We start from the raw sequence: 18827 nt of genomic DNA, 5'->3' as shown, positions 1-18827 counted from the left end.
GCGGCACCACCATCATTGTCCGGCACGGTCCGGTCGGCCGTGACGCCGACCCGCGCCGGATCCGACGCGGAAGGAATGCCGATGGCCACCTCGGGTCGCGGACTGCGCCTCCTGGCGGTGCACGCCCACCCCGACGACGAGTCGAGCAAGGGCGCCGCCACGACCGCCCACTACGTCGACCACGGGGTCGACGTGCGGGTCGTGTCGTGCACCGGCGGCGAGCGCGGGGACGTGCTCAACGAGAAGCTCAAGGACGACCCGCACATCGTGCGGGACATCGCCCAGGTGCGGCGGGACGAGATGGCCCGCGCCGCGCAGATCCTCGGGATCAGCCACACCTGGTTGGGCTTCGTCGACAGCGGGCTGCCCGAGGGCGACCCGCTCCCGCCCCTCCCTGAGGGGTGCTTCGCGCTGGAGCCCCTGGACGTGACGACCGAGGCGCTGGTGCGGGTGATCCGCGAGTTCCGCCCGCACGTGCTCACGACCTACGACGAGAACGGCGGCTACCCCCACCCGGACCACGTCATGACGCACACCGTGACGATGGCGGCCTTCGAGGCCGCGGGCGACCCGGAGGCATACCCCCACGCCGGTGAGCCCTGGCAGCCGCTCAAGGTCTACTACAGCGGCTGGGACCCGCAGCGCATGATCCGTCTCGACGAGGCCATGGAGGCCGCCGGGCACGAGCCGCCCTTCGCCGACTGGCGCAAGCACCTGCACCGGCGCCCGCGCCGGGTGATGACGACGCGGGTGCCCTGCGGGGACCACTTCACCGTGCGCGACGACGCGCTGCGGGCGCACGCGACCCAGGTCGACCCGGACGGGGCGTGGTTCCGCGTCCCGCTGGAGATCCAGCAGCGCGTCTGGCCGACCGAGGACTGGGAGCTGGCCCGGTCCCTCGTGCCCGTCACGCTGCCCGAGGAGGACCTCTTCGCCGGGGTCCGCGAGCTCGACGGGAGCCTGGAGGACCGCTGCCGGCAGGTCCCCGAGCGGGACGAGGAGGGAGCCCTGGTGCTCGCCTACGTCGGGGAGGCGCCGCTGCCCCCGCTGGAGGACGCACCCCCGGAGGGTGCGCAGGAGGGTGACGACGCCGACGGCGACGGGACCGACGACGTGCGGCGGGACGAGGGGCACGAGGAGTGAACTCGACCGGCGTGGAGATCACCGCGGGGCTGGGAGGTTTCCTGGTCCTCTTCGGGCTCGCCCTGGCCGTGTGGTTCCTCGGGCGCGACCTCACGCGCCGGCTGCGGCGCATGCGGCTGGCGGAGGAGGCCCGGCTGCGCGAGGAGCGCAGGTCGGAGGACGCCTCGGCGACGTCGCAGGACCCGACGGTGAAGGACGAGGACGACCCGTTGGCCTGAACGGCCTCAGGCGGCGGGGACCGTGTCCAGCGAGAGGGCGAGGTAGGCCGCCAGCCAGTGCGAGGCGAAGGCCGCGACGGTGAAGGCGTGGAAGACCTCGTGGAAGCCGAACCAGCGGGGCGACGGGTCGGGGCGACGGAGCCCGTAGACGACTGCGCCCAGGGTGTAGCACAGGCCCCCGAGGCCGATGAGCCCCACGATCACCGGGCCGCCGCTGCGCCACATGGGCACGAGGAAGAAGACCGCGACCCAGCCCAGGGCGATGTAGACGCCGGTGTAGAGCCACCGCGGTGCCCCCACCCAGAAGACCCGGAAGAGCACCCCGGCGAGGGCCCCGGACCACACCACCCACAGCAGCAGACGGGTCTGCCCGGGCGGCAGCAGCAGGACCGCGAAGGGGGTGTAGGTGCCGGCGATGATGAGGAAGATGTTGGCGTGGTCCCAGCGCTTGAGCACCCGGGCGACCCGGGGGCTCCACCGGCCGCGGTGGTAGAGCGCCGAGGTGCCGAAGAGCAGGACCGCGGTGATGGCGAAGACCAGGGAGGCGAGGGCGGCCGCGCGGGTCTGCGCGAGGGCGACGAGGACGGCCCCGCAGGCCACCGCCACCGGCACCATCCCGAGGTGGAGCCAGCCCCTCAGGTGCGGCTTCACGTGGTCGACGAGGGAGCCCAGGGAGGTGGTCGCGTCGCTCGTTCCGGTGCTGCCAGGCATACCTGCAGGCTAACCTACGCAACCGTAGGTTACGAAACCGTAGGTAGGCTGCGGACCCGTCCTCGGCGGGCCCGGCCGGGGTCGCAGCCCCCACGCAGGGGCGGCCGGTAGGTTGAGGCCATGCCGACGCCGAGGGATCTGGTCTACCGGGCCTACAACTCATCGTTGCGCCGGCACCTGCCCACCGAGCGGCTCCCGCGGCACATCGGGGTCATGCTCGACGGCAACCGCCGCTGGGCCCGCCGGCGGGGGGCCCAGACCGCGGACGGCCACCGCGCGGGTGCGGACAACATCGCCCCCTTCCTCGGCTGGTGCGAGGAGGCGCGGGTCGAGGTCGTGACCCTCTGGCTGCTGTCGACCGACAACCTCAACCGGTCCGCCGGCGAGCTGGAGCCGCTGCTGGAGATCATCGAGGGGGTGGTGCAGCAGCTCGCCGCTACCGGGCGGTGGCGGGTCCGGGTCGTCGGTGCGCTGGACCTGCTCCCCGAGGCCACCGCCGCCCGGCTCACCGAGGCCGCCGCCCTCACCGACGAGGTCGACGCCATGGTCGTCAACGTGGCGATCGGCTACGGCGGGCGGCGCGAGATCGCCGACGCCGTGCGCTCGCTGCTGCGCGGCGCCGCCGCCTCGGGCGCCACCCTGGAGGAGGTGGCGAGCACCGTGACCGTGGAGGACATCGCCGAGCACCTCTACACCCGGGGCCTGCCCGACCCCGACCTCGTCATCCGCACCTCGGGCGAGCAGCGGCTCGGGGGCTTCCTGCTCTGGCAGAGCGCGCACAGCGAGTTCTACTTCTGCGAGGCCTTCTGGCCGGACTTCCGCAAGGTGGACTTCCTGCGCGCCCTGCGCGCCTACGCCGAGCGGGAGCGCCGCTTCGGCAGCTGAGCGACACGCCGCCCCGCCGCCGCTGCGGGACCCGGCCCCCGGCATACCGTCGAGGCAGACGCGGGGCAGCCCCGTCCCGCCTCTCGGGAGGCCCACCACATGGAGCTCTGGCTCTGGCGGAGGGCCGGTACCGGTCCACGTCGTGGCGTGACCCGGTCCCGGACCACCCACCGCCTGCGACGCGCAGCCCACCGGTGCGCGTCCCCCTGGGAGTCAGCATGAGCATGAACCGCCCCCTGTCGACCACCGACCTGCTGGACGAGGACGTCACCCCCTTCGACGCGCTGCCGGAGACCGGCCGCAAGACCTACGTGCTGGACACCTCGGTGCTGCTGTCCGACCCCCGTGCGCTGCTGCGCTTCGCCGAGCACGAGGTGGTCCTCCCGGTCGTCGTCATCACCGAGCTGGAGGGCAAGCGGCACCACCCCGAGCTGGGCTACTTCGCCCGGCAGGCGCTGCGGATGCTGGACGACCTGCGGGTGAAGCACGGCACCCTCAGCGAGCCCGTGCCGGTGGGGGAGGCGGGCGGCGACCTGCGGGTCGAGCTCAACCACACCGACCCCGCCGCGCTGCCGGCGGGCTTCCGGCTCGGCGACAACGACACCAGGATCCTCGCGGTGGCGGCCAACCTGGCCGCGGAGGGTCACGACGTCACGGTGGTGAGCAAGGACCTGCCGATGCGGGTCAAGGCCTCGGCGGTCGGTCTGGACGCGCAGGAGTACCGCGCCGAGCTGGCCCCCGACAGCGGCTGGACCGGCATGGCCGAGATCGAGGTCGACGACGAGCAGATGCGCCAGCTCTACGACACCGGCCGGTTGGAGCACCCGGGGGCGGCCGAGCTGCGCACCCACACCGGGCTGACCATCCTCGGCGCCTCGGGGAGCGCGCTGGGGCGGGTCGCCCCGGACCGCACCGTGCGGCTGGTGCGCGGCGACCGGGACGCCTTCGGCCTGCACGGCCGCTCGGCGGAGCAGCGCATCGCCCTGGACCTGCTGCTGGACCCGGACGTCGGCATCATCAGCCTCGGCGGGCGCGCCGGGACGGGCAAGAGCGCGCTGGCCCTGTGCGCCGGCCTGGAGGCGGTGATGGAGCGCCGGCAGCACCGCAAGGTCATCGTCTTTCGCCCGCTGTATGCCGTGGGCGGCCAGGAGCTGGGCTACCTGCCGGGCAGCGAGAACGACAAGATGGGGCCGTGGGCGCAGGCCGTCTTCGACACCCTGGGCGCCGTGGTGTCCAAGGAGGTCGTCGAGGAGATCCTGGACCGGGACATGCTCGAGGTGCTGCCCCTCACGCACATCCGCGGTCGCTCGCTGCACGACGCCTTCGTCATCGTGGACGAGGCGCAGAGCCTGGAGCGCAACGTGCTGCTCACGGTGCTGTCCCGCATCGGGCAGAGCTCCCGAGTGGTGCTCACGCACGACGTGGCGCAGCGGGACAACCTGCGCGTCGGGCGCCACGACGGCGTCGCCGCGGTGATCGAGGCGCTCAAGGGTCACCCGCTCTTCGCGCACGTGACGCTGCACCGGAGCGAGCGCAGCCCGATCGCTGCCCTGGTGACCGAGATGCTGGAGGGGACAGACGCGCTGCTGTGACGAGAGTGACCTGCGGTAAGGTCCCAGGAGTCACACGCGTCCCACGTCGGTGTGACCTTCGCCACGTCTGCCCCGTAGGGTTTGACGCGGACCCGTCCTGCCCGGCACGGTGGTGGGGTTACATCACATTTTGGTAACGCCGCGCGGCCCGAACGTCCCCTGCGAATGTCCCGACGAGGGCCCGGCATCCTTGAGCACCTGCGGCGAGCCATCCGAGTGAGGAAGACCTGCCGATGAGCCCTGCCCCCATGACCGATGACCAGAAGGCCCGCCACACCCGCGGCCGCCGGATGAGCCCTGCCGCGATCGCGGTGACTGCCTCCATCGCGGCCGGCTCGCTGGGCCTGGCGACCTACGCCGCCACCGCCGGAGGCGGCACGTCCCAGGCGGACGCCTCCAACGAGGCCCTGCGCGCCTCGGTCGGCCAGTTCTCCCCGACCGTCGCCGCCGACGCGGTCGCCGCGCTCAGCGACGCGGCCGCGGAGGAGTCCACCGGCATGTTCGCGCAGATGCGCGAGGTGCGCGAGGACCAGGCCTCCGCCCTCGGTGTCTCGACCGGCATCCGCGACGAGAGCCTGTCCACGGTCCGCGACGCCGCCGACGCCGTGAAGAAGGCCAACGCCGAGGAGCGCCGGGCCGAGGCCGAGAAGGCCGCCCGCGAGGCCGCCGAGAAGGCCGCCCGTGAGGCCGAGGCCGCCGAGGCCGCCCGTCAGGCGGAGGCCGCCGAGCAGGCCGCTCGCGAGGCCGAGGCGGCCGAGGCCGCCGCCGCGGAGCGCGCCGCCGAGCAGGAGCAGGCCGCCTCCCGCGACCAGCAGCGGGCCGCCGCCCAGCCCGAGCCGGAGCCCGCCGCGCAGCCGCAGCCCGAGCCGGAGCCCGCCCCGGTCTACAGCGGTGACGCCCGCGGGATCGCCCAGTCCATGCTCGGCAGCTACGGCTGGGGGATGGACCAGTGGAGCTGCCTGGACTCGCTGTGGCAGAAGGAGTCGGGCTGGAACCACACGGCGATGAACGCCAGCTCGGGCGCCTACGGCATCCCGCAGTCGCTGCCCGGCAGCAAGATGGCCTCGGCCGGCGCCGACTGGCAGACCAACCCGGCCACCCAGATCGAGTGGGGCCTGGGCTACATCTCCGGCCGCTACGGCTCGCCGTGCGCCGCGTGGGCCCACTCCCAGGCCGTGAACTGGTACTGAGCCGCACCTCCCGGCATACCTGACGCCGCCCCCGGTCGCGCCGCGACCGGGGGTTTGTCATGCTCTCCGGCGTGAGCGAGGACATGGTGGACGCGGGTGCGCGCCGGGCACGACGTCTGGCCGACAAGCCGTGGCTGGAGACGCTCGCCCGCGTCGGCTTCGCCGCGAGCGGCCTCATCCACCTGGTGCTGGGCTGGATCGCCGGTCGCGTCGCGCTCGGCGGCGGCGGTGAGGCGGACACCAGCGGCGCCATCGCGACCGTCCGCGAGGCGCCCGGCGGCCCGGTCCTGCTGTGGGCCTGCGTGGTGGGTTTCCTCGCGCTCGCCGTCTTCCAGCTGCTCGACGGGGTCTTCGGCGGTGGCGAGGCCGGTGACCGGGTCAAGGCGGCCGGCAAGGGGATCCTGTATGCCGCGCTCGGCGTGATCTCGGTCCGCTTCGCGACCGGCGGCGGCAGCACCGGGGGCGAGGAGTCGAGCACCGACCTGACCCAGCGGCTCATGGAGGTGCCGGGAGGCCGCCTTCTCGTCGGCGCGGTGGGCATCGGCGTCGTCGCGGTCGGCGTCTACCACGTCTACAAGGGGCTCACGAAGAAGTTCCTCGAGGACCTCTCCGCCACCGGCGGTGGGACCCTCGGCACCGGGATCACCCTCGCCGGCATGGTCGGCTATGCCGCCAAGGGGGTGGCGCTGGTCGTCGTCGGGGGCCTCTTCGGTCTCGCGGCCTGGCAGGCCGACCCGGACGAGGCGCAGGGCATGGACGGCGCCCTCAAGACCCTCGCGGGCCAGCCCTTCGGCACCGTCCTGCTGCTCGTCGTGGCGGTCGGGCTGGGGCTCTACGGCCTCTACAGCTTCGCCCGCGCCCGGTATGCCCGGATGGACTGAAGCCCGGCATACCTGCGGACAGCCTCACCTGTCCCCGTCGAGCAGCCGCCTGATGTCGTCGAGGACGGCCTCCAGGATCACGCCCGGGCCACCGATCACCCGCACGGCGGTCGGGTCCAGCGAGAGCAGCGCCCGCTCGGTGGCCGACGTCAGGAACGGCTTCCTCACGAGCAGCAGCGAGGACCCCTCGGCGGCTGCGAGGGCGGACACCGCGAGGGAGTCGGCGAAGAACTCTCCCGAGGCCACATAGGTCCGGCCGCCGGGGTCGTACCCCTCGAAGAGCGCGGCCGCCGTCTCGTAGCGGGTGGTGCCCTTGACCCTCGTCGTGGGGGCGATCTCGGCGAGCTCGAGGGCCACCCGCAGGGACACGCCGTTCTCGCCGCCCACGATGGTGATGGCGGCCGGCTCGAGGGCCTCGAGAGCTGCGCGGGTCTCCGGCGGCAGCGTGTCGCGGCGGGTGAGCAGGACCGGGGCGTCCTCGGCGCCGGCCCGCGCGGAGGCGGCGAGCGCGTCGGGCATCATCGGCGGGTAGGGCGGATCCTCGAAGGTCGCCTCGCCGGAGGCGACGTAAACCTGCTCGACACCGGGCCCGAAGGCCGTCGACAGCACCGCCGCCGTGCCGTAGCGGCTGCGCCCGAAGGCCCGCACCGGGGTGATGCCCATCTCCAGCAGCTCCTGGTCGACCGCCGGCAGGATCACCCCCGGCCCTCCCAGGACCACCGCCTGGGACGGTGCGCGCTCCTCCAGGGCGGCCCGGGTGGCGGCGGGAAGCCCCGTCGCCCGGGTGAGGAGCACCGGGGACGGCTCGCCGGGATCTCCCTCGACCAGGTCGGGGAAGACGCCGCTCCCGGCGGCGGCGCCCGCCGCGACGGCGTCGGCACCCTGCGCCCAGTCCTCCCCGTTGGCCAGGAAGACGGTGTCGGAGACCTGGTCGAACTGCTCGGCGACGCGCGCCGCGGTCGCATAACGGTCGTGGCCGGAGACCCGGTCGACCTCGACGGCCGCCTCGGGGGCCTCCTCGGCGGCGAGGGCCGGGGTCGCGCCCAGCAGCACGAGGACGACCAGGGCGGACAGGGCGCGGCGGGGTGCACGGAGCATGAGGGTCCTCTCTCGGGGTGCTCGGACCCTAGCGGGGCGGGGCCTCGCCCGCTCGTCGAGCGGCCCGCCCGCCGACGGCATACCTCGGAGCCGTCGCGGGGTGGGACGTCAGAGGCCCGGGTCCGGGTCGCCGACCCGGGCGCCACGGACGGGGGAGAGGGCCAGGACGAGCGTCGCCGCGAGGAAGACGAGGGCGACGACGCCCAGCGCCACACGCAGGTCCAGGACCGACGCCAGCACCCCGCCCGCCAGCGCCCCGACCACCGCGACGGACCGGTTCGCCGAGCGGCGCGAGGCGTTGACCCGCCCGAGCAGGGCCCGGGGTGTCCGCGCCTGCCAGTAGCCCATCTCGTTGGGGTCCTCGACGCCCAGGGCGAAGCCGTAGAGCAGCTGGGTGGCGCAGAGCACGGCGACCGTCGCGGCGGGCCCGACGTCCGGGGTGAGGGCGACGGCCGCCCAGGCGAGGGCGCACAGCAACCGCGACGCGATCATGACGTCGCCCTCGCCGCGGAGGCGGCCGACCGCGGGGGCGAGCAGCGCACCGACGAAGCCACCGACACCGGCCGCGGCCAGCACCAGCCCGTAGCCCGCCGCCGAGAGGTCGAGGTCACGCAGGACGAAGAGACCGAGGACGGTCAGGGCGAGGCTGTTGGCCAGGAACCAGACGTGCGTCGAGACCGCGAGGGGGGCCAGCGTCCGGTGCCCGTAGATGAACCGCAGACCCGAGACGATCTCGCCACCGATCGCGCGGCGCGCGGCCGGCGCGACCGGTGCCTCGTGGACCGGGAGACGGCTGAGGAGCAGCGCCGCGACGACCCTCGCCACCGCTCCCAGGACCAGCGCGGACGACACGCCGGCCGCGGCGACCAGTGCTCCTCCGACGGGCGGCCCCGCCGTCTGGGCGACCGTCGCCGACTGGCCGAGCCGGGCGTTCGCGTCGACCAGCGAGGACCGCGGGACCAGGTCCGGCAGGATCGACTGCTCGGCGGCCGCGGCGAAGACCGCGAAGGTCCCGCCGACGAGGAGGAGGGCGACGACACCTCCGACCGTGAGGGCGTCCACCCACCACAGGGCGGCGAGGAGCAGCAGGACCAGTCCTCGCCCGAGGTGGGTGACGACGAGCGTCGGGCGGCGGCGCCACCGGTCCACCAGGGCACCGGCGAGCAGGCCGACGAGCAGGTAGGGCAGGAACTGGGCGGCCCGCACCACGCCCACCTCGACCTCGTCCGCCCCCAGCGAGGAGATGACCAGGACGTCGATGCCGAGGGTGGTCGTCGACAGCGCGACCCAACCGAGGGTGCTGGCCACCCAGAAGGGCCGGAAGCTCCTGGGGAGGGCCATGACAGGCTCAGAGGCGGCGCAGGCGGACGCGGTCGACGCTGTGGTCGGCACCCTTGAGCAGCACGAGAGTGGCCCGGCTGCGGGTCGGGAGGATGTTGTCGACGAGGTTGGGGGCGTTGATGGTGTCCCAGATGTTCTCCGCGATGTCCACGGCGGCGTCGTCGGTGAGCGAGGCATACCGGTGGAAGTGCGAGTCCGGGTCGGCGAAGGCCGTCCGCCGCAGCTCCAGGAAGCGGTCGACGTACCACCGCTTGATGTCGCCGACGTGCGCGTCGACGTAGACCGAGAAGTCGAAGAAGTCGCTGACCGCGAGCCCGGCGCGGCCGCCCTCGTGCCCGCGCGGCGGCTGCAGGACGTTGAGACCCTCGACGATGAGCACGTCCGGCCGGCGCACGACGATCTCCTCGTCCGGCACGATGTCGTAGACGAGGTGGCTGTAGACCGGTGCCCGGACCTCCGCCTTGCCGGCCTTGACCTCACTGACGAAGCGCAGCAGGGCCCGCCGATCGTAGGACTCCGGGAAGCCCTTGCGCGGCATGAGGTTGCGCCGGGCCAGGACCTCGTTGGGGAAGAGGAAGCCGTCGGTGGTGACGAGGTCCACCTGCGGCGAGGACTCCCAACGCGAGATGAGCTCCTGCAGGATGCGGGCCGTCGTCGACTTGCCCACGGCCACCGAGCCCGCGACGCCGATGACGAAGGGGGTCCGCTCGTGCCCCTCGTCCAGGAAGTCGCTCGTCACCTGGTGCAGGCGGCCGGTCGCGTGCTCGTAGAAGGACAGCAGGCGGCTGATGGGCAGGTAGACCTGCTCCACCTCGGCGAGGTCGAGCCGCTCCCCGAGGCCGCGCAGCCGCTCGACGTCGGCGGCGTCCAGCTGCATCGGGTGCTCCTCGCGCAGCCGCGCCCAGTCGTCGCGGTCCAGCTCGACATAGGGGGACGGTATGCCGGAGCTGCCCTGGGAACCCATGGCCCGCATTGTGCCAACGAACCCGGCCGCGGTGCGCCGGACCTGCCGACCCGCGGCGGATGCCGTCCCCGGGGTGCGGGCCACGTAGGCTTGCGCCCATGTGCGGAATCGTCGGATATGTCGGTCCTCGGACCAGCGAGAAGGCCCTCGACGTCGTCATGGAGGGGCTGGGACGGCTGGAGTACCGCGGCTACGACTCGGCCGGGGTGGCCGTGGTCGAGCAGGGCGGGGTCGGGACCCGCAAGCGGGCCGGCAAGCTGACCAACCTCAGCCAGGCCCTGAGCGAGGCCCCGCTCCCGGAGACGGCCACCGCGATCGGGCACACCCGGTGGGCCACCCACGGCGGTCCGACCGACGCCAACGCCCATCCGCACCGGGGTGGCTCCGGCGGCAAGCTCGCGCTCGTCCACAACGGCATCATCGAGAACTTCCACGCGCTCAAGCAGTCGCTGCTGGCCGACGGGGTCGAGTTCAGCTCCGAGACCGACACCGAGGTCGTGGCCCACCTGCTCGAGCGCGCCTTCGCCGGCTCCGGGGACCTCACCGAGGCGATGCGCGAGGTCGTCGGCACGCTGGAGGGTGCCTTCACCCTGCTCGCGGTCCACGCCGACCAGCCGGACGTCGTCGTCGGGGCCCGCCGCAACAGCCCGCTGGTCGTCGGGCTCGGGGAGGGCGAGAACTACCTGGGCTCGGACGTCGCGGCCTTCATCGGGCATACCCGGCAGGCGCTGGAGCTGGGCCAGGACCAGATCGTCACCATCACCCCGGACTCCTGCTCGGTGATCAACTTCGACGGCTCGCCCAGCGAGGGCAAGGCCTACGAGGTCACCTGGGACGCCGCCGCCGCGGAGAAGGGCGGCTACGACACCTTCATGGAGAAGGAGATCCACGAGCAGCCGCACGCCGTCGCCGACACCCTCCTCGGGCGGACCGACGCCGAGGGCAACCTCGTCCTGGACGAGCTGCACATCCCCGTCGAGGAGCTGCGGGCGGTGGACAAGATCGTCATCGTGGCCTGCGGCACGGCGTCCTACGCCGGCATGGTCGCGAAGTACGCCATCGAGCGGTGGACGCGCCTGCCGGTCGAGGTCGAGCTCGCCCACGAGTTCCGCTACCGCGACCCGGTCATCGACGGCCGCACGCTCGTGGTCTCCATCTCGCAGTCCGGGGAGACCATGGACACCCTCATGGCGGTGCGTCACGCCAAGGAGCTGGGCGCCAAGACGGTCTCGATCTGCAACACCCACGGGTCGACGATCCCGCGGGAGTCCGACGCCGTCCTCTACACCCACGCCGGGCCGGAGATCGCCGTCGCCTCGACGAAGGCCTTCCTGGCGCAGATCACCGCCTCCTACGTGCTCGGGCTCTTCCTCACCTCGCTGCGGGGCGAGTCCTACGGCCGCAGCGCCGCCGAGATCATGGCCGAGCTGCAGGGCATACCGGACAAGATCGAGCAGCTGCTGGGCACCATGGACCGGGTCGAGGAGATCGCCTACTTCATGGCCGACTCCCGCTCGGTGCTCTTCCTCGGCCGCCACGTCGGCTACCCCATCGCCATGGAGGGCGCGCTCAAGCTCAAGGAGCTCGCCTACATCCACGCCGAGGGCTTCGCCGCCGGCGAGCTCAAGCACGGGCCGATCGCCCTCATCGAGCCCGGCCAGCCGGTCTTCGTCGTCGTCCCCTCGCCGGACAGCGAGCACGGGCTGCACGGCAAGGTCGTCTCCAACATCCAGGAGATCCGGGCGCGTGGCGCCCGCACCCTGGTCATCGCCGAGGAGGGCGACGAGGACGTCGTGCCCTTCGCCGACGAGGTGATCCGGGTGCCCCGGACCTCGCCGCTGCTGGCCCCGCTGCTCACGGTCGTCCCGCTGCAGGTCTTCGCCCTGCACCTGTCGACCGCCAAGGGGCTCGACGTCGACCAGCCGCGCAACCTGGCCAAGTCGGTCACCGTCGAGTAGGCAGCGGGCCGTGGGCGTGCGGACCGGCGGTGACCGGTGATCGTCGGCGTCGGGATCGACGTCGTGGACATCGCGCGCTTCGCGGCCCGGATGGAGGCCAACGCCCGCCTCGGTGAGCGGCTCTTCACGGCCGAGGAGCTGGGCCTGCGGCCGGAGTCGATGGCGGCCCGCTTCGCCGCCAAGGAGGCGCTGGCCAAGGCCCTCGGTGCCCCCGTCGGGCTGCGCTGGACCGATGCCTGGGTCGAGCGCGACGAGGCCGGCCGGCCGCACCTGCGCATGCAGGGGACGGTCCGGGCCCGCGCGGACCAGCTGGGGGTCGCCCGGCTGCACGTCTCCCTCTCGCACGACGCCGGCGTCGCCTCGGCCGTGGTCATCGCCGAGGCCGACCCCGTCCCGACCCCCACAGGAGGCTGACATGCTCCAGGCGTATGCCGTGTCCGACGTCCGCGAGGCCGAGGCCCGGCTGCTGGAGGAGACGCCCGACGGCGAGCTGATGCGCCGCGCCTCGCGGGGGCTCGCCGACGTGGTGGCGGAGCGCGCGCGGCAGCGGCAGGTCCGTCGCGTCGTGGTCCTGGCCGGGCCGGGCAGCAACGGCGGGGACGCCCTGCACGCGGGCGCGGTGCTCGCCGGGGAGCACGACGTGGAGGTCGTGGCGCTCGCGCCGCAGCTGCACGCCGGCGGCGAGGAGGCGGCGCGCTCGGCCGGGGTGACCGTCCACGGGACGGACCCCGACGGCGAGGAGCTGCCGGCGGCGGTGCGCGATCTGATCGACGCTGCGGAGGTCGTCGTCGACGGCATGCTCGGCATCGGGGGGCGTCCGGGGCTGAGCGGCATGATGCGGGCCGCCGCCGAGACGGTGCCGGGGACGGCATACGTCATCGCCGTCGACCTGCCCAGCGGCGCCGACCCCGACGGGGTCGCCGCCCCGGAGCACTGCGTGGTCGCCGACGAGACGGTGACCTTCGGGGTGCGCAAGCCGGTCCACCTGCTGCCGGCGACAGCGCCGGTGGTCGGCGAGGTGACGCTGGTCGACATCGGGCTCGAGGTGGGGGTCGCGCCGGTGGTCGAGCGGGTGGAGCACGCAGACGTCGCGGGCCTGTGGCCGGTCCCCGCGGCGGGCGACGACAAGTACCGGCGCGGGGTGCTCGGCGTCATCGCCGGCAGCGAGGAGTTCCCCGGGGCCGCGGTGCTCTGCACGACCTCGGCGCTCGAGGCCGGGGTGGGGATGGTGCGCTACCTCGGGCCGGAGCGTCCGGAGGGCCTCGTCCTGGCCGCCTGCCCCGAGGTGGTCCCCGGCCGTGGCCGGATCCAGGCGATGGTCATGGGCTCGGGCGTGCCGGTCACCGACGGGGAGACCTCCGACCGGCGGCAGATCCAGTGGTTCCGCCAGGCGCTGGCCAGCGAGGTCCCGCTCGTGGTCGACGCCGGCGCGCTGCAGCTGCTCGGCCACTGGCAGCGCACCGGGCACCTGCGCTGCGAGGCGCCGACGCTGCTGACCCCGCACGCCGGCGAGCTCGCCAGCCTGCTCAGCGAGCTGCGCGAGGAGGAGGTCTCGCGCGAGGACGTCGAGGCCGACCCGGTCCGGCACGCCCGGCGCGCCGCGCGCTCGACCGGTGCCGTCGTGCTGCTCAAGGGAGCCGTGACCGTCATCGCCGACCCCGACCCCCGGGTGCCGGTGCGCACCCAGGCGGACGGACCGCACTGGCTGGCGACCGCGGGCTCGGGCGACGTCCTCGCCGGGCTGTGCGGGGCCCTCATGGCGGCGGGGGTGGAGCCGCGGGACGCCGGGGCGCTCGCCGCTCTCGTGCACGGCTTCGCGGCGCACCGGGCCAACCCCGGTGGCCCGGTCCGCGCCCTCTCGGTCGCCCGTGCGGTCGGGCCCGCCGTCGCCGCGCTGCTGACCGGCTAGTCCCGCGCGCACTCCGGGCAGGTGACCGACAGCGCGGTATGCCCGAGGTGCGGCTCGTAGCCGTTGTCGCGCAGGTAGTCCGCGACCGGCGCCACGACCTCGGTCGGCAGGTCGACGACGCTGCCGCAGCCGGAGCACGCCGCATGGACGTGCGGGCGACCGGACACCGCCGCCGAGAAGTGGAAGGTGGGCTCGCCGTGGTCGACGTGGACGTGGCTCAGCACGCCGACGGCGCACAGGCTCTCCAGGGTCCGGTACGTCGTCGAGAGGTGCGGTGCGTCCTCCTCGCCCAGCGCCGCATGGATCTGACCGGCCGTCGGGTGACCGCCGAGCCGGGCCAGGGTGCGCAGGATCTGCTCGCGCGGCCGGGTGAGGCGGCCGCCGCCGCCGCGCACCATGGTGCGGGCCCGGTCCACCAGCTCCTCCTCGCGCATACCCCCAGTGTGCCCGACGCCTCCGGTCGCCAGATGCGAGTCATTCGGCCTGCTCGCCAAGAACCTCGCCTTCGACCTCGGCGGGCACGTCAACCACTCGGTCTTCTGGCAGAACCTCTCGCCGGACGGCGGCGACAAGCCCGAGGGCGAGATCGCCGCCGCCATCGACGACGCCTTCGGCTCCTTCGACGCCTTCCGCGGGCAGTTCACCGCGACGGCGACGTCCATCCAGGGCTCGGGGTGGTCCATCCTGGCGTGGGACAGCCTCGGCCAGCGGTTGGTCCTGGTCCAGCTCTACGACCAGCAGGGCAACCTGGCGATGGGCATGGTCCCGCTGCTCATGCTCGACATGTGGGAGCACGCCTTCTACCTGCAGTACCGCAACGTCAAGGCGGACTACGTGCAGGCCTGGTGGAACGTCGTGGACTGGGCCGACGTGCAGCGCAGGTTCGACGCGGCGCGCACGAGCACGGCGGGCCTCATCACGCCATGACCGAGCGCGACCTCCTTCCCCTGGTCCACGACGCGCAGCAGGTGGCGGGACTGCTGGCGGCACGCCGCCGCGGGCAGGAGGCCGAGGAGGATCTCGCCCTGCTGCTCCGGGAGACCGACGCGAAGGCCCTCGCCGGCGGCGCGATGCTGCTGGCCGACGTCGACGTCGGGCTGCTCAGCCACCTGACCGGGGAGGACTACCAGCAGTGCGTCCGTCGCCTCACGGTCGACCTGGAGAGCGCGGTTGCCGGAGGAGGGTCGGGCCGACCTGCTTGCTAGGTTGACCGTATGGATCAGCGTCTGTCCCTCGTGACCCTGGGTGTGAGCGACCTCGAGCGTGCCCGATCGTTCTACCAGGCCCTGGGCTGGACGCCCGGGCCCTCGCCCGAGCACATCGCCTTCTTCCAGGCCGGCGGCATGGTCGTCGCCCTCTGGGAGCGGGCCGCGCTCGCCGTCGACTCGGGGATCGACATCGACTCCGACACCGACGACACCCCCGGGAGCGGCGACGCCTGGGGAGGCAAGGTGCTCGGGGTCAACCTGCCCACGACCGCGGACGTCGACGACCAGATGAAGGACGCCGAGGCGGCGGGCGCCGAGGTGCTGCGCGCCCCCAGCACCCGCTTTTGGGGCGGCTACTCGGGCGTCTTCACCGACCCGGACGGGCACGTCTGGGAGATCGCGCACAACCCCTTCTGGACGGTCACCGAGGACGGCCGGACCGTCCTCGGCGACGGCCGGGGCTGACGCGGCTGAGCTGACCCGGCTGAGCTGACACGGCTGGACGGACCCGGCTGGACGGACAAGGCTGGACGGACGCGGCGGGGCGATCCGGCGCCACCACCGGAATTCGACCTCTGGTTTGTGCGCCATGGCGCGCAAACCAGAGGTCGAATTCGAGCGGGTCAGGTCTGCGGGCGGTTGAGGGCGCTGCAGACGGCGTGCAGGGAGGCACGGACCGTCGAGGAGTTGATCCCCACGCCCCACCTGACCTGACCCCCGACGGCGCACTCGACGTAGGCGGCGGCGAGGGCGTCCTGGCCCGCGGAGAGGGCGTGCTCGGCATAGTCCAGCACCCGGATGTCGATGCCGAGCCCGTTGAGCCCGTCGACGAAGGCCGAGATCGGGCCGTTGCCGCGGCCGGTGATCCGCCGCTCCTGGCCGTCGACGGTGAGGTTGGCCTCCATCCGGACGTCGTCGACGTCACCCTCGACGTGCGAGCTGGTGAAGTCCTGCAGGACGACCGGGCCGCCCTGCTCGAGGTACTCGTGCTGGAACGACTCCCAGATCTGGGTGGGGGTCATCTCCCCGCCCGCGGTGTCGGTATGCCGCTGCACCGCCTGGCTGAACTCGATCTGCAGGCGACGGGGCAGGTCGAGCTTGCGCTCGGTCTTCATGACGTAGGCCACGCCGCCCTTGCCGGACTGGCTGTTGACCCGGATGACGGCCTCGTAGGTACGGCCGATGTCCTTGGGGTCGACCGGCAGGTAGGGCACCTCCCACCGGACGTCGTCCACCGCCGAACCCGCGGCGGAGGCGTCCCGCTCCAGCGCCTCCAGCCCCTTCTTGATGGCGTCCTGGTGGCTGCCGGAGAAGGCGGTGAAGACGAGGTCGCCGCCGTAGGGGTGCCGCTCGGGCACCGGGAGCTGGTTGCAGTGCTCGACGGTGCGCCGGATGTCGTCGATGTCGGAGAAGTCGATCATCGGGTCGACGCCCTGGCTGAAGAGGTTCATGCCCAGGGTCACCAGGCAGACGTTGCCGGTGCGCTCGCCGTTGCCGAAGAGGCAGCCCTCGATCCGGTCCGCCCCGGCGAGGTAGCCCAGCTCGGCCGCGGCCACCCCGGTGCCGCGGTCGTTGTGCGGGTGCAGCGACAGGATGACGTGCTCCCGGTGGTTCAGGTGACGGCCCATCCACTCGATCGAGTCGGCATACACGTTGGGCGTGGCCATCTCCACCGTGGCCGGCAGGTTGATGATGACCGGCGCCTCCGGGGTGGGGACGAAGACCTCCATCACCGCGTTGCAGATGCGGGCGGCGAACTCCAGCTCGGTGCCGGTGTAGGACTCGGGGGAGTACTCGTAGAAGACCTCGGTGCCGGGGGGCAGCTGCTCCTCGTACTTCTTGCACGCGCGGGCGCCGCGGACCGCGATGTCGACGATCTCGTCCTCGCTCGCGCCGAAGACGACCCGCCGCTGCAGGGTCGAGGTCGAGTTGTAGAGGTGGACGATGGCCTGCTTCGCTCCCGAGATGGCCTCGTAGGTGCGCTCGATGAGGTGCTCGCGCGCCTGGGTCAGCACCTGGATGACGACGTCGTCGGGGATGAGGTCCTCCTCGACGAGCATGCGGACGAAGTCGAAGTCGGTCTGGCTGGCGGCGGGGAAGCCGACCTCGATCTCCTTGTAGCCCATCCGCACGAGCAGCTCGAACATCCGCCGCTTGCGGTCCGGGGTCATGGGGTCGATGAGGGCCTGGTTGCCGTCGCGCAGGTCGACCGCGCACCACCGGGGGGCCTCGGTGATGGTCCGGCCCGGCCAGGTCCGGTCCGGCAGGTCGACGGCGGGGAAGGGCGCGTAGCGGTCCACCGGCATACCGCTGGGCTGCTGGGGGTTCGGGTAGTGCACCGCGGTGCCGTGGGGGGTGATGACGCTCACGAGAGGATCTCCTCGCTGGGGGCTGGTGGGATGGTGTCCGTGGCAGCAGCGACTCCGCAGCGAGGGCCGGACCTAGGAGGTCTCGCTGCGGCAACCGAGGAGGAGCAGGTGCGTCATCGCCCCGAACTCTAGCTCATGACGATGACGCCGCGTCAATCCGGGACCGGGCGTCGCGTCGCTCGGCGACCAGGCTGGTGAGCACGGTCATCGCGAGGATGCCGACGATCACCAGCAAGGAGGCCAGCGTGGGCACGGTGGGGACGCCCTCCCAGACGCCGTGCGCCCAGTGCAGCACCAGCTTGACCCCGATGAAGGCGAGGATGAGGGACAGGCCGTAGCCGAGGTGGCGCAGCTGACCCAGGGCGCCCTCGAGGACGAAGTAGAGGGCCCGCAGCCCCAGCAGCGCGAAGGCGTTGGTGACGAAGACGAGGTAGGGGTCGCCGGTGATGCCGTAGACCGCGGGGACGGAGTCGACGGCGAAGACGACGTCGGTCCCGAGGATCGCCAGGGCCACCAGCGCGAAGGGGGTGAGTGCCCGGCGCCCGCCCTCCCGGACCGTGAAGCGGGTGCCGCGGTAGTCGTCGGTGACGGCGAAGAAGCGGCGGGTGAGGCGCACGGCCGGCAGGTTGGCCACCTCGACGTGGCTGTCGTCACGGGCGTCCTTGAGGACCTTCCACGCGGTCGCCAGCAGGATGAGGCCGAAGAGGAGGAAGGTGATCGCGAAGTTGGCGATGAGCGCGGCGCCCAGGGCGATGAAGACGCCGCGGAGCACCAGCGCGCCGATGATCCCGATGAGCAGCACCCGCTGCTGCAGCTCGCGGGGCACGGCGAAGGCGGTGAGGATGAGGATGAAGACGAAGAGGTTGTCCACCGACAACGACTTCTCGACGAGGTAGCCGGTGTAGTACTCCAGCCCGGTCTGGCTGCCGAACTGCTGCCAGATCCACAGCCCGAACAGCAGCGGCAGCGCGATGTAGAACGCCGACCACGCGAGGGCCTCCTTCATCGAGACCGCGTGCGGCCGCCGGGTGAGGACCATGTCGAAGGCCAGCAGGAGCACCACGCCGCCGAGCGTCAGCACCCACAGCAGGGGGTCGGCGACGCTGGTGGCCGAGGTGCTTTCGGCGGGGGCAAGGGGCAAGGGCGACACAGGGGTCCTCTCGATCACGACATGCGGATCGAGGTCTCTTTCACCCTGACGCCAGGGCGCGCGCCGAGCGGGACATGGGTCCCGCGTAGTGACCGACGCGACGTTTGGGAAATACTCCCCTCAATGTCGACAAGGGTATGGACGTCGGCGGCGGGGTGTCAAAACGGCGCCGGGTCCGCGCGTGGTCGACGACGGCTCAGCCGAGGGCGG

General features: G+C 72.9%; 19 protein-coding genes. 12 read left to right on the top strand and 7 right to left on the bottom strand.

What is annotated here, in order from left to right; translation table 11 throughout:
• Nucleotides 1-81: 81 nt before the first annotated feature.
• Entirely contained in the window at nucleotides 82-1143 is a 1062-nt protein-coding gene (gene mca / locus SGUI_RS06625) for a mycothiol conjugate amidase Mca (RefSeq protein WP_066637845.1), read from the top strand.
• Complete coding sequence (locus tag SGUI_RS06620; protein ID WP_066637843.1) at nucleotides 1140-1361, top strand: hypothetical protein; 222 nt, start codon at nucleotides 1140-1142, stop codon at nucleotides 1359-1361. The genes mca and SGUI_RS06620 overlap by 4 nt, the downstream gene beginning before the upstream one ends.
• Before the next feature lie 6 nt (nucleotides 1362-1367).
• Here SGUI_RS06620 and trhA read toward each other — a convergent pair whose 3' ends face one another.
• On the bottom strand, nucleotides 1368-2072 hold the full coding sequence (gene trhA / locus SGUI_RS06615; RefSeq protein WP_066637841.1) for a PAQR family membrane homeostasis protein TrhA: 705 nt from the start codon (nucleotides 2070-2072) through the stop codon (nucleotides 1368-1370).
• 120 nt (nucleotides 2073-2192) lie between these two features.
• On the opposite strand from trhA, the gene SGUI_RS06610 reads away from it, so the two are divergent.
• The 4 genes from SGUI_RS06610 to SGUI_RS06595 all read left to right on the top strand — a co-directional run bounded on the left by SGUI_RS06610 (nucleotide 2193) and on the right by SGUI_RS06595 (nucleotide 6620).
• Nucleotides 2193-2957, top strand: a complete 765-nt coding sequence (locus SGUI_RS06610; protein WP_066637838.1) for an isoprenyl transferase — start codon at nucleotides 2193-2195, stop codon at nucleotides 2955-2957.
• 218 nt (nucleotides 2958-3175) lie between these two features.
• Nucleotides 3176-4549, top strand: a complete 1374-nt coding sequence (locus tag SGUI_RS06605) for a PhoH family protein (protein WP_237141470.1) — start codon at nucleotides 3176-3178, stop codon at nucleotides 4547-4549.
• Between the two features lie 248 nt (nucleotides 4550-4797).
• Nucleotides 4798-5739, top strand: coding sequence for an aggregation-promoting factor C-terminal-like domain-containing protein (locus SGUI_RS17640; RefSeq protein WP_191090956.1), 942 nt, complete (start codon nucleotides 4798-4800; stop codon nucleotides 5737-5739).
• Between the two features lie 71 nt (nucleotides 5740-5810).
• Nucleotides 5811-6620 carry a DUF1206 domain-containing protein gene (locus SGUI_RS06595; protein WP_237141469.1) on the top strand — a complete coding sequence of 270 codons (810 nt, stop codon included), beginning with the start codon at nucleotides 5811-5813 and terminating at the stop codon, nucleotides 6618-6620.
• Nucleotides 6621-6644: 24 nt separating this feature from the next.
• Here the strand turns inward: SGUI_RS06595 and SGUI_RS06590 are convergent, their stop codons facing one another.
• The 3 genes from SGUI_RS06590 to coaA form a co-directional block, all read right to left on the bottom strand.
• Complete coding sequence (locus tag SGUI_RS06590; protein ID WP_066637830.1) at nucleotides 6645-7718, bottom strand: cell wall-binding repeat-containing protein; 1074 nt, start codon at nucleotides 7716-7718, stop codon at nucleotides 6645-6647.
• Nucleotides 7719-7826: 108 nt separating this feature from the next.
• Complete coding sequence (locus SGUI_RS06585) at nucleotides 7827-9059, bottom strand: MFS transporter (protein ID WP_066637829.1); 1233 nt, start codon at nucleotides 9057-9059, stop codon at nucleotides 7827-7829.
• 7 nt (nucleotides 9060-9066) lie between these two features.
• Entirely contained in the window at nucleotides 9067-10023 is a 957-nt protein-coding gene (gene coaA / locus SGUI_RS06580) for a type I pantothenate kinase (RefSeq protein ID WP_066642948.1), read from the bottom strand.
• A 98-nt stretch (nucleotides 10024-10121) separates the two neighbouring features.
• On the opposite strand from coaA, the gene glmS reads away from it, so the two are divergent.
• Genes glmS through SGUI_RS06565 form a run of 3 tightly spaced genes read left to right on the top strand, consistent with a single transcriptional unit; the run spans nucleotide 10122 to nucleotide 13890 of the window.
• A complete protein-coding gene (gene glmS / locus SGUI_RS06575) occupies nucleotides 10122-11981 on the top strand; it encodes a glutamine--fructose-6-phosphate transaminase (isomerizing) (protein ID WP_066637827.1) in 1860 nt (619 codons plus the stop codon).
• Between the two features lie 36 nt (nucleotides 11982-12017).
• Complete coding sequence (locus tag SGUI_RS06570; protein WP_066637825.1) at nucleotides 12018-12395, top strand: holo-ACP synthase; 378 nt, start codon at nucleotides 12018-12020, stop codon at nucleotides 12393-12395.
• A gap of 1 nt (nucleotide 12396) precedes the next feature.
• On the top strand, nucleotides 12397-13890 hold the full coding sequence (locus SGUI_RS06565; RefSeq protein ID WP_066637823.1) for a bifunctional ADP-dependent NAD(P)H-hydrate dehydratase/NAD(P)H-hydrate epimerase: 1494 nt from the start codon (nucleotides 12397-12399) through the stop codon (nucleotides 13888-13890).
• Here the strand turns inward: SGUI_RS06565 and SGUI_RS06560 are convergent.
• Nucleotides 13887-14324 carry a Fur family transcriptional regulator gene (locus SGUI_RS06560; RefSeq protein WP_083190542.1) on the bottom strand — a complete coding sequence of 146 codons (438 nt, stop codon included), beginning with the start codon at nucleotides 14322-14324 and terminating at the stop codon, nucleotides 13887-13889. The genes SGUI_RS06565 and SGUI_RS06560 overlap by 4 nt on opposite strands.
• Nucleotides 14325-14331: 7 nt before the next feature.
• Between SGUI_RS06560 and SGUI_RS06555 the strand changes: the two genes are divergently transcribed.
• The 3 genes from SGUI_RS06555 to SGUI_RS06545 are packed head-to-tail and all read left to right on the top strand — an operon-like array spanning nucleotide 14332 to nucleotide 15563.
• Nucleotides 14332-14817 (top strand): superoxide dismutase, encoded by a 486-nt coding sequence (locus tag SGUI_RS06555; protein ID WP_237141468.1) that lies wholly within the window; start codon nucleotides 14332-14334, stop codon nucleotides 14815-14817.
• A complete protein-coding gene (locus tag SGUI_RS06550; RefSeq protein ID WP_066637821.1) occupies nucleotides 14814-15095 on the top strand; it encodes a hypothetical protein in 282 nt (93 codons plus the stop codon). Before SGUI_RS06555 ends, SGUI_RS06550 begins: the two co-directional genes overlap by 4 nt.
• Before the next feature lie 9 nt (nucleotides 15096-15104).
• A complete protein-coding gene (locus tag SGUI_RS06545) occupies nucleotides 15105-15563 on the top strand; it encodes a VOC family protein (protein ID WP_066637818.1) in 459 nt (152 codons plus the stop codon).
• A gap of 158 nt (nucleotides 15564-15721) precedes the next feature.
• On the opposite strand, the gene leuA is transcribed toward SGUI_RS06545, so the two are convergent.
• On the bottom strand, nucleotides 15722-17404 hold the full coding sequence (gene leuA / locus SGUI_RS06540; protein WP_066642942.1) for a 2-isopropylmalate synthase: 1683 nt from the start codon (nucleotides 17402-17404) through the stop codon (nucleotides 15722-15724).
• Between the two features lie 196 nt (nucleotides 17405-17600).
• Nucleotides 17601-18617: a TerC/Alx family metal homeostasis membrane protein gene (locus SGUI_RS06535; RefSeq protein WP_237141467.1), complete on the bottom strand. Its 1017-nt coding sequence runs from the start codon at nucleotides 18615-18617 to the stop codon at nucleotides 17601-17603.
• Nucleotides 18618-18827: the final 210 nt, after the last annotated feature.

It is taken from the genome of Serinicoccus hydrothermalis (genome assembly GCF_001685415.1).
Taxonomy (GTDB): domain Bacteria; phylum Actinomycetota; class Actinomycetes; order Actinomycetales; family Dermatophilaceae; genus Ornithinicoccus; species Ornithinicoccus hydrothermalis.
The sequence above is the reverse complement of the archived record's forward strand: the minus strand, read 5'-3'. Positions and strand labels throughout refer to the sequence as shown.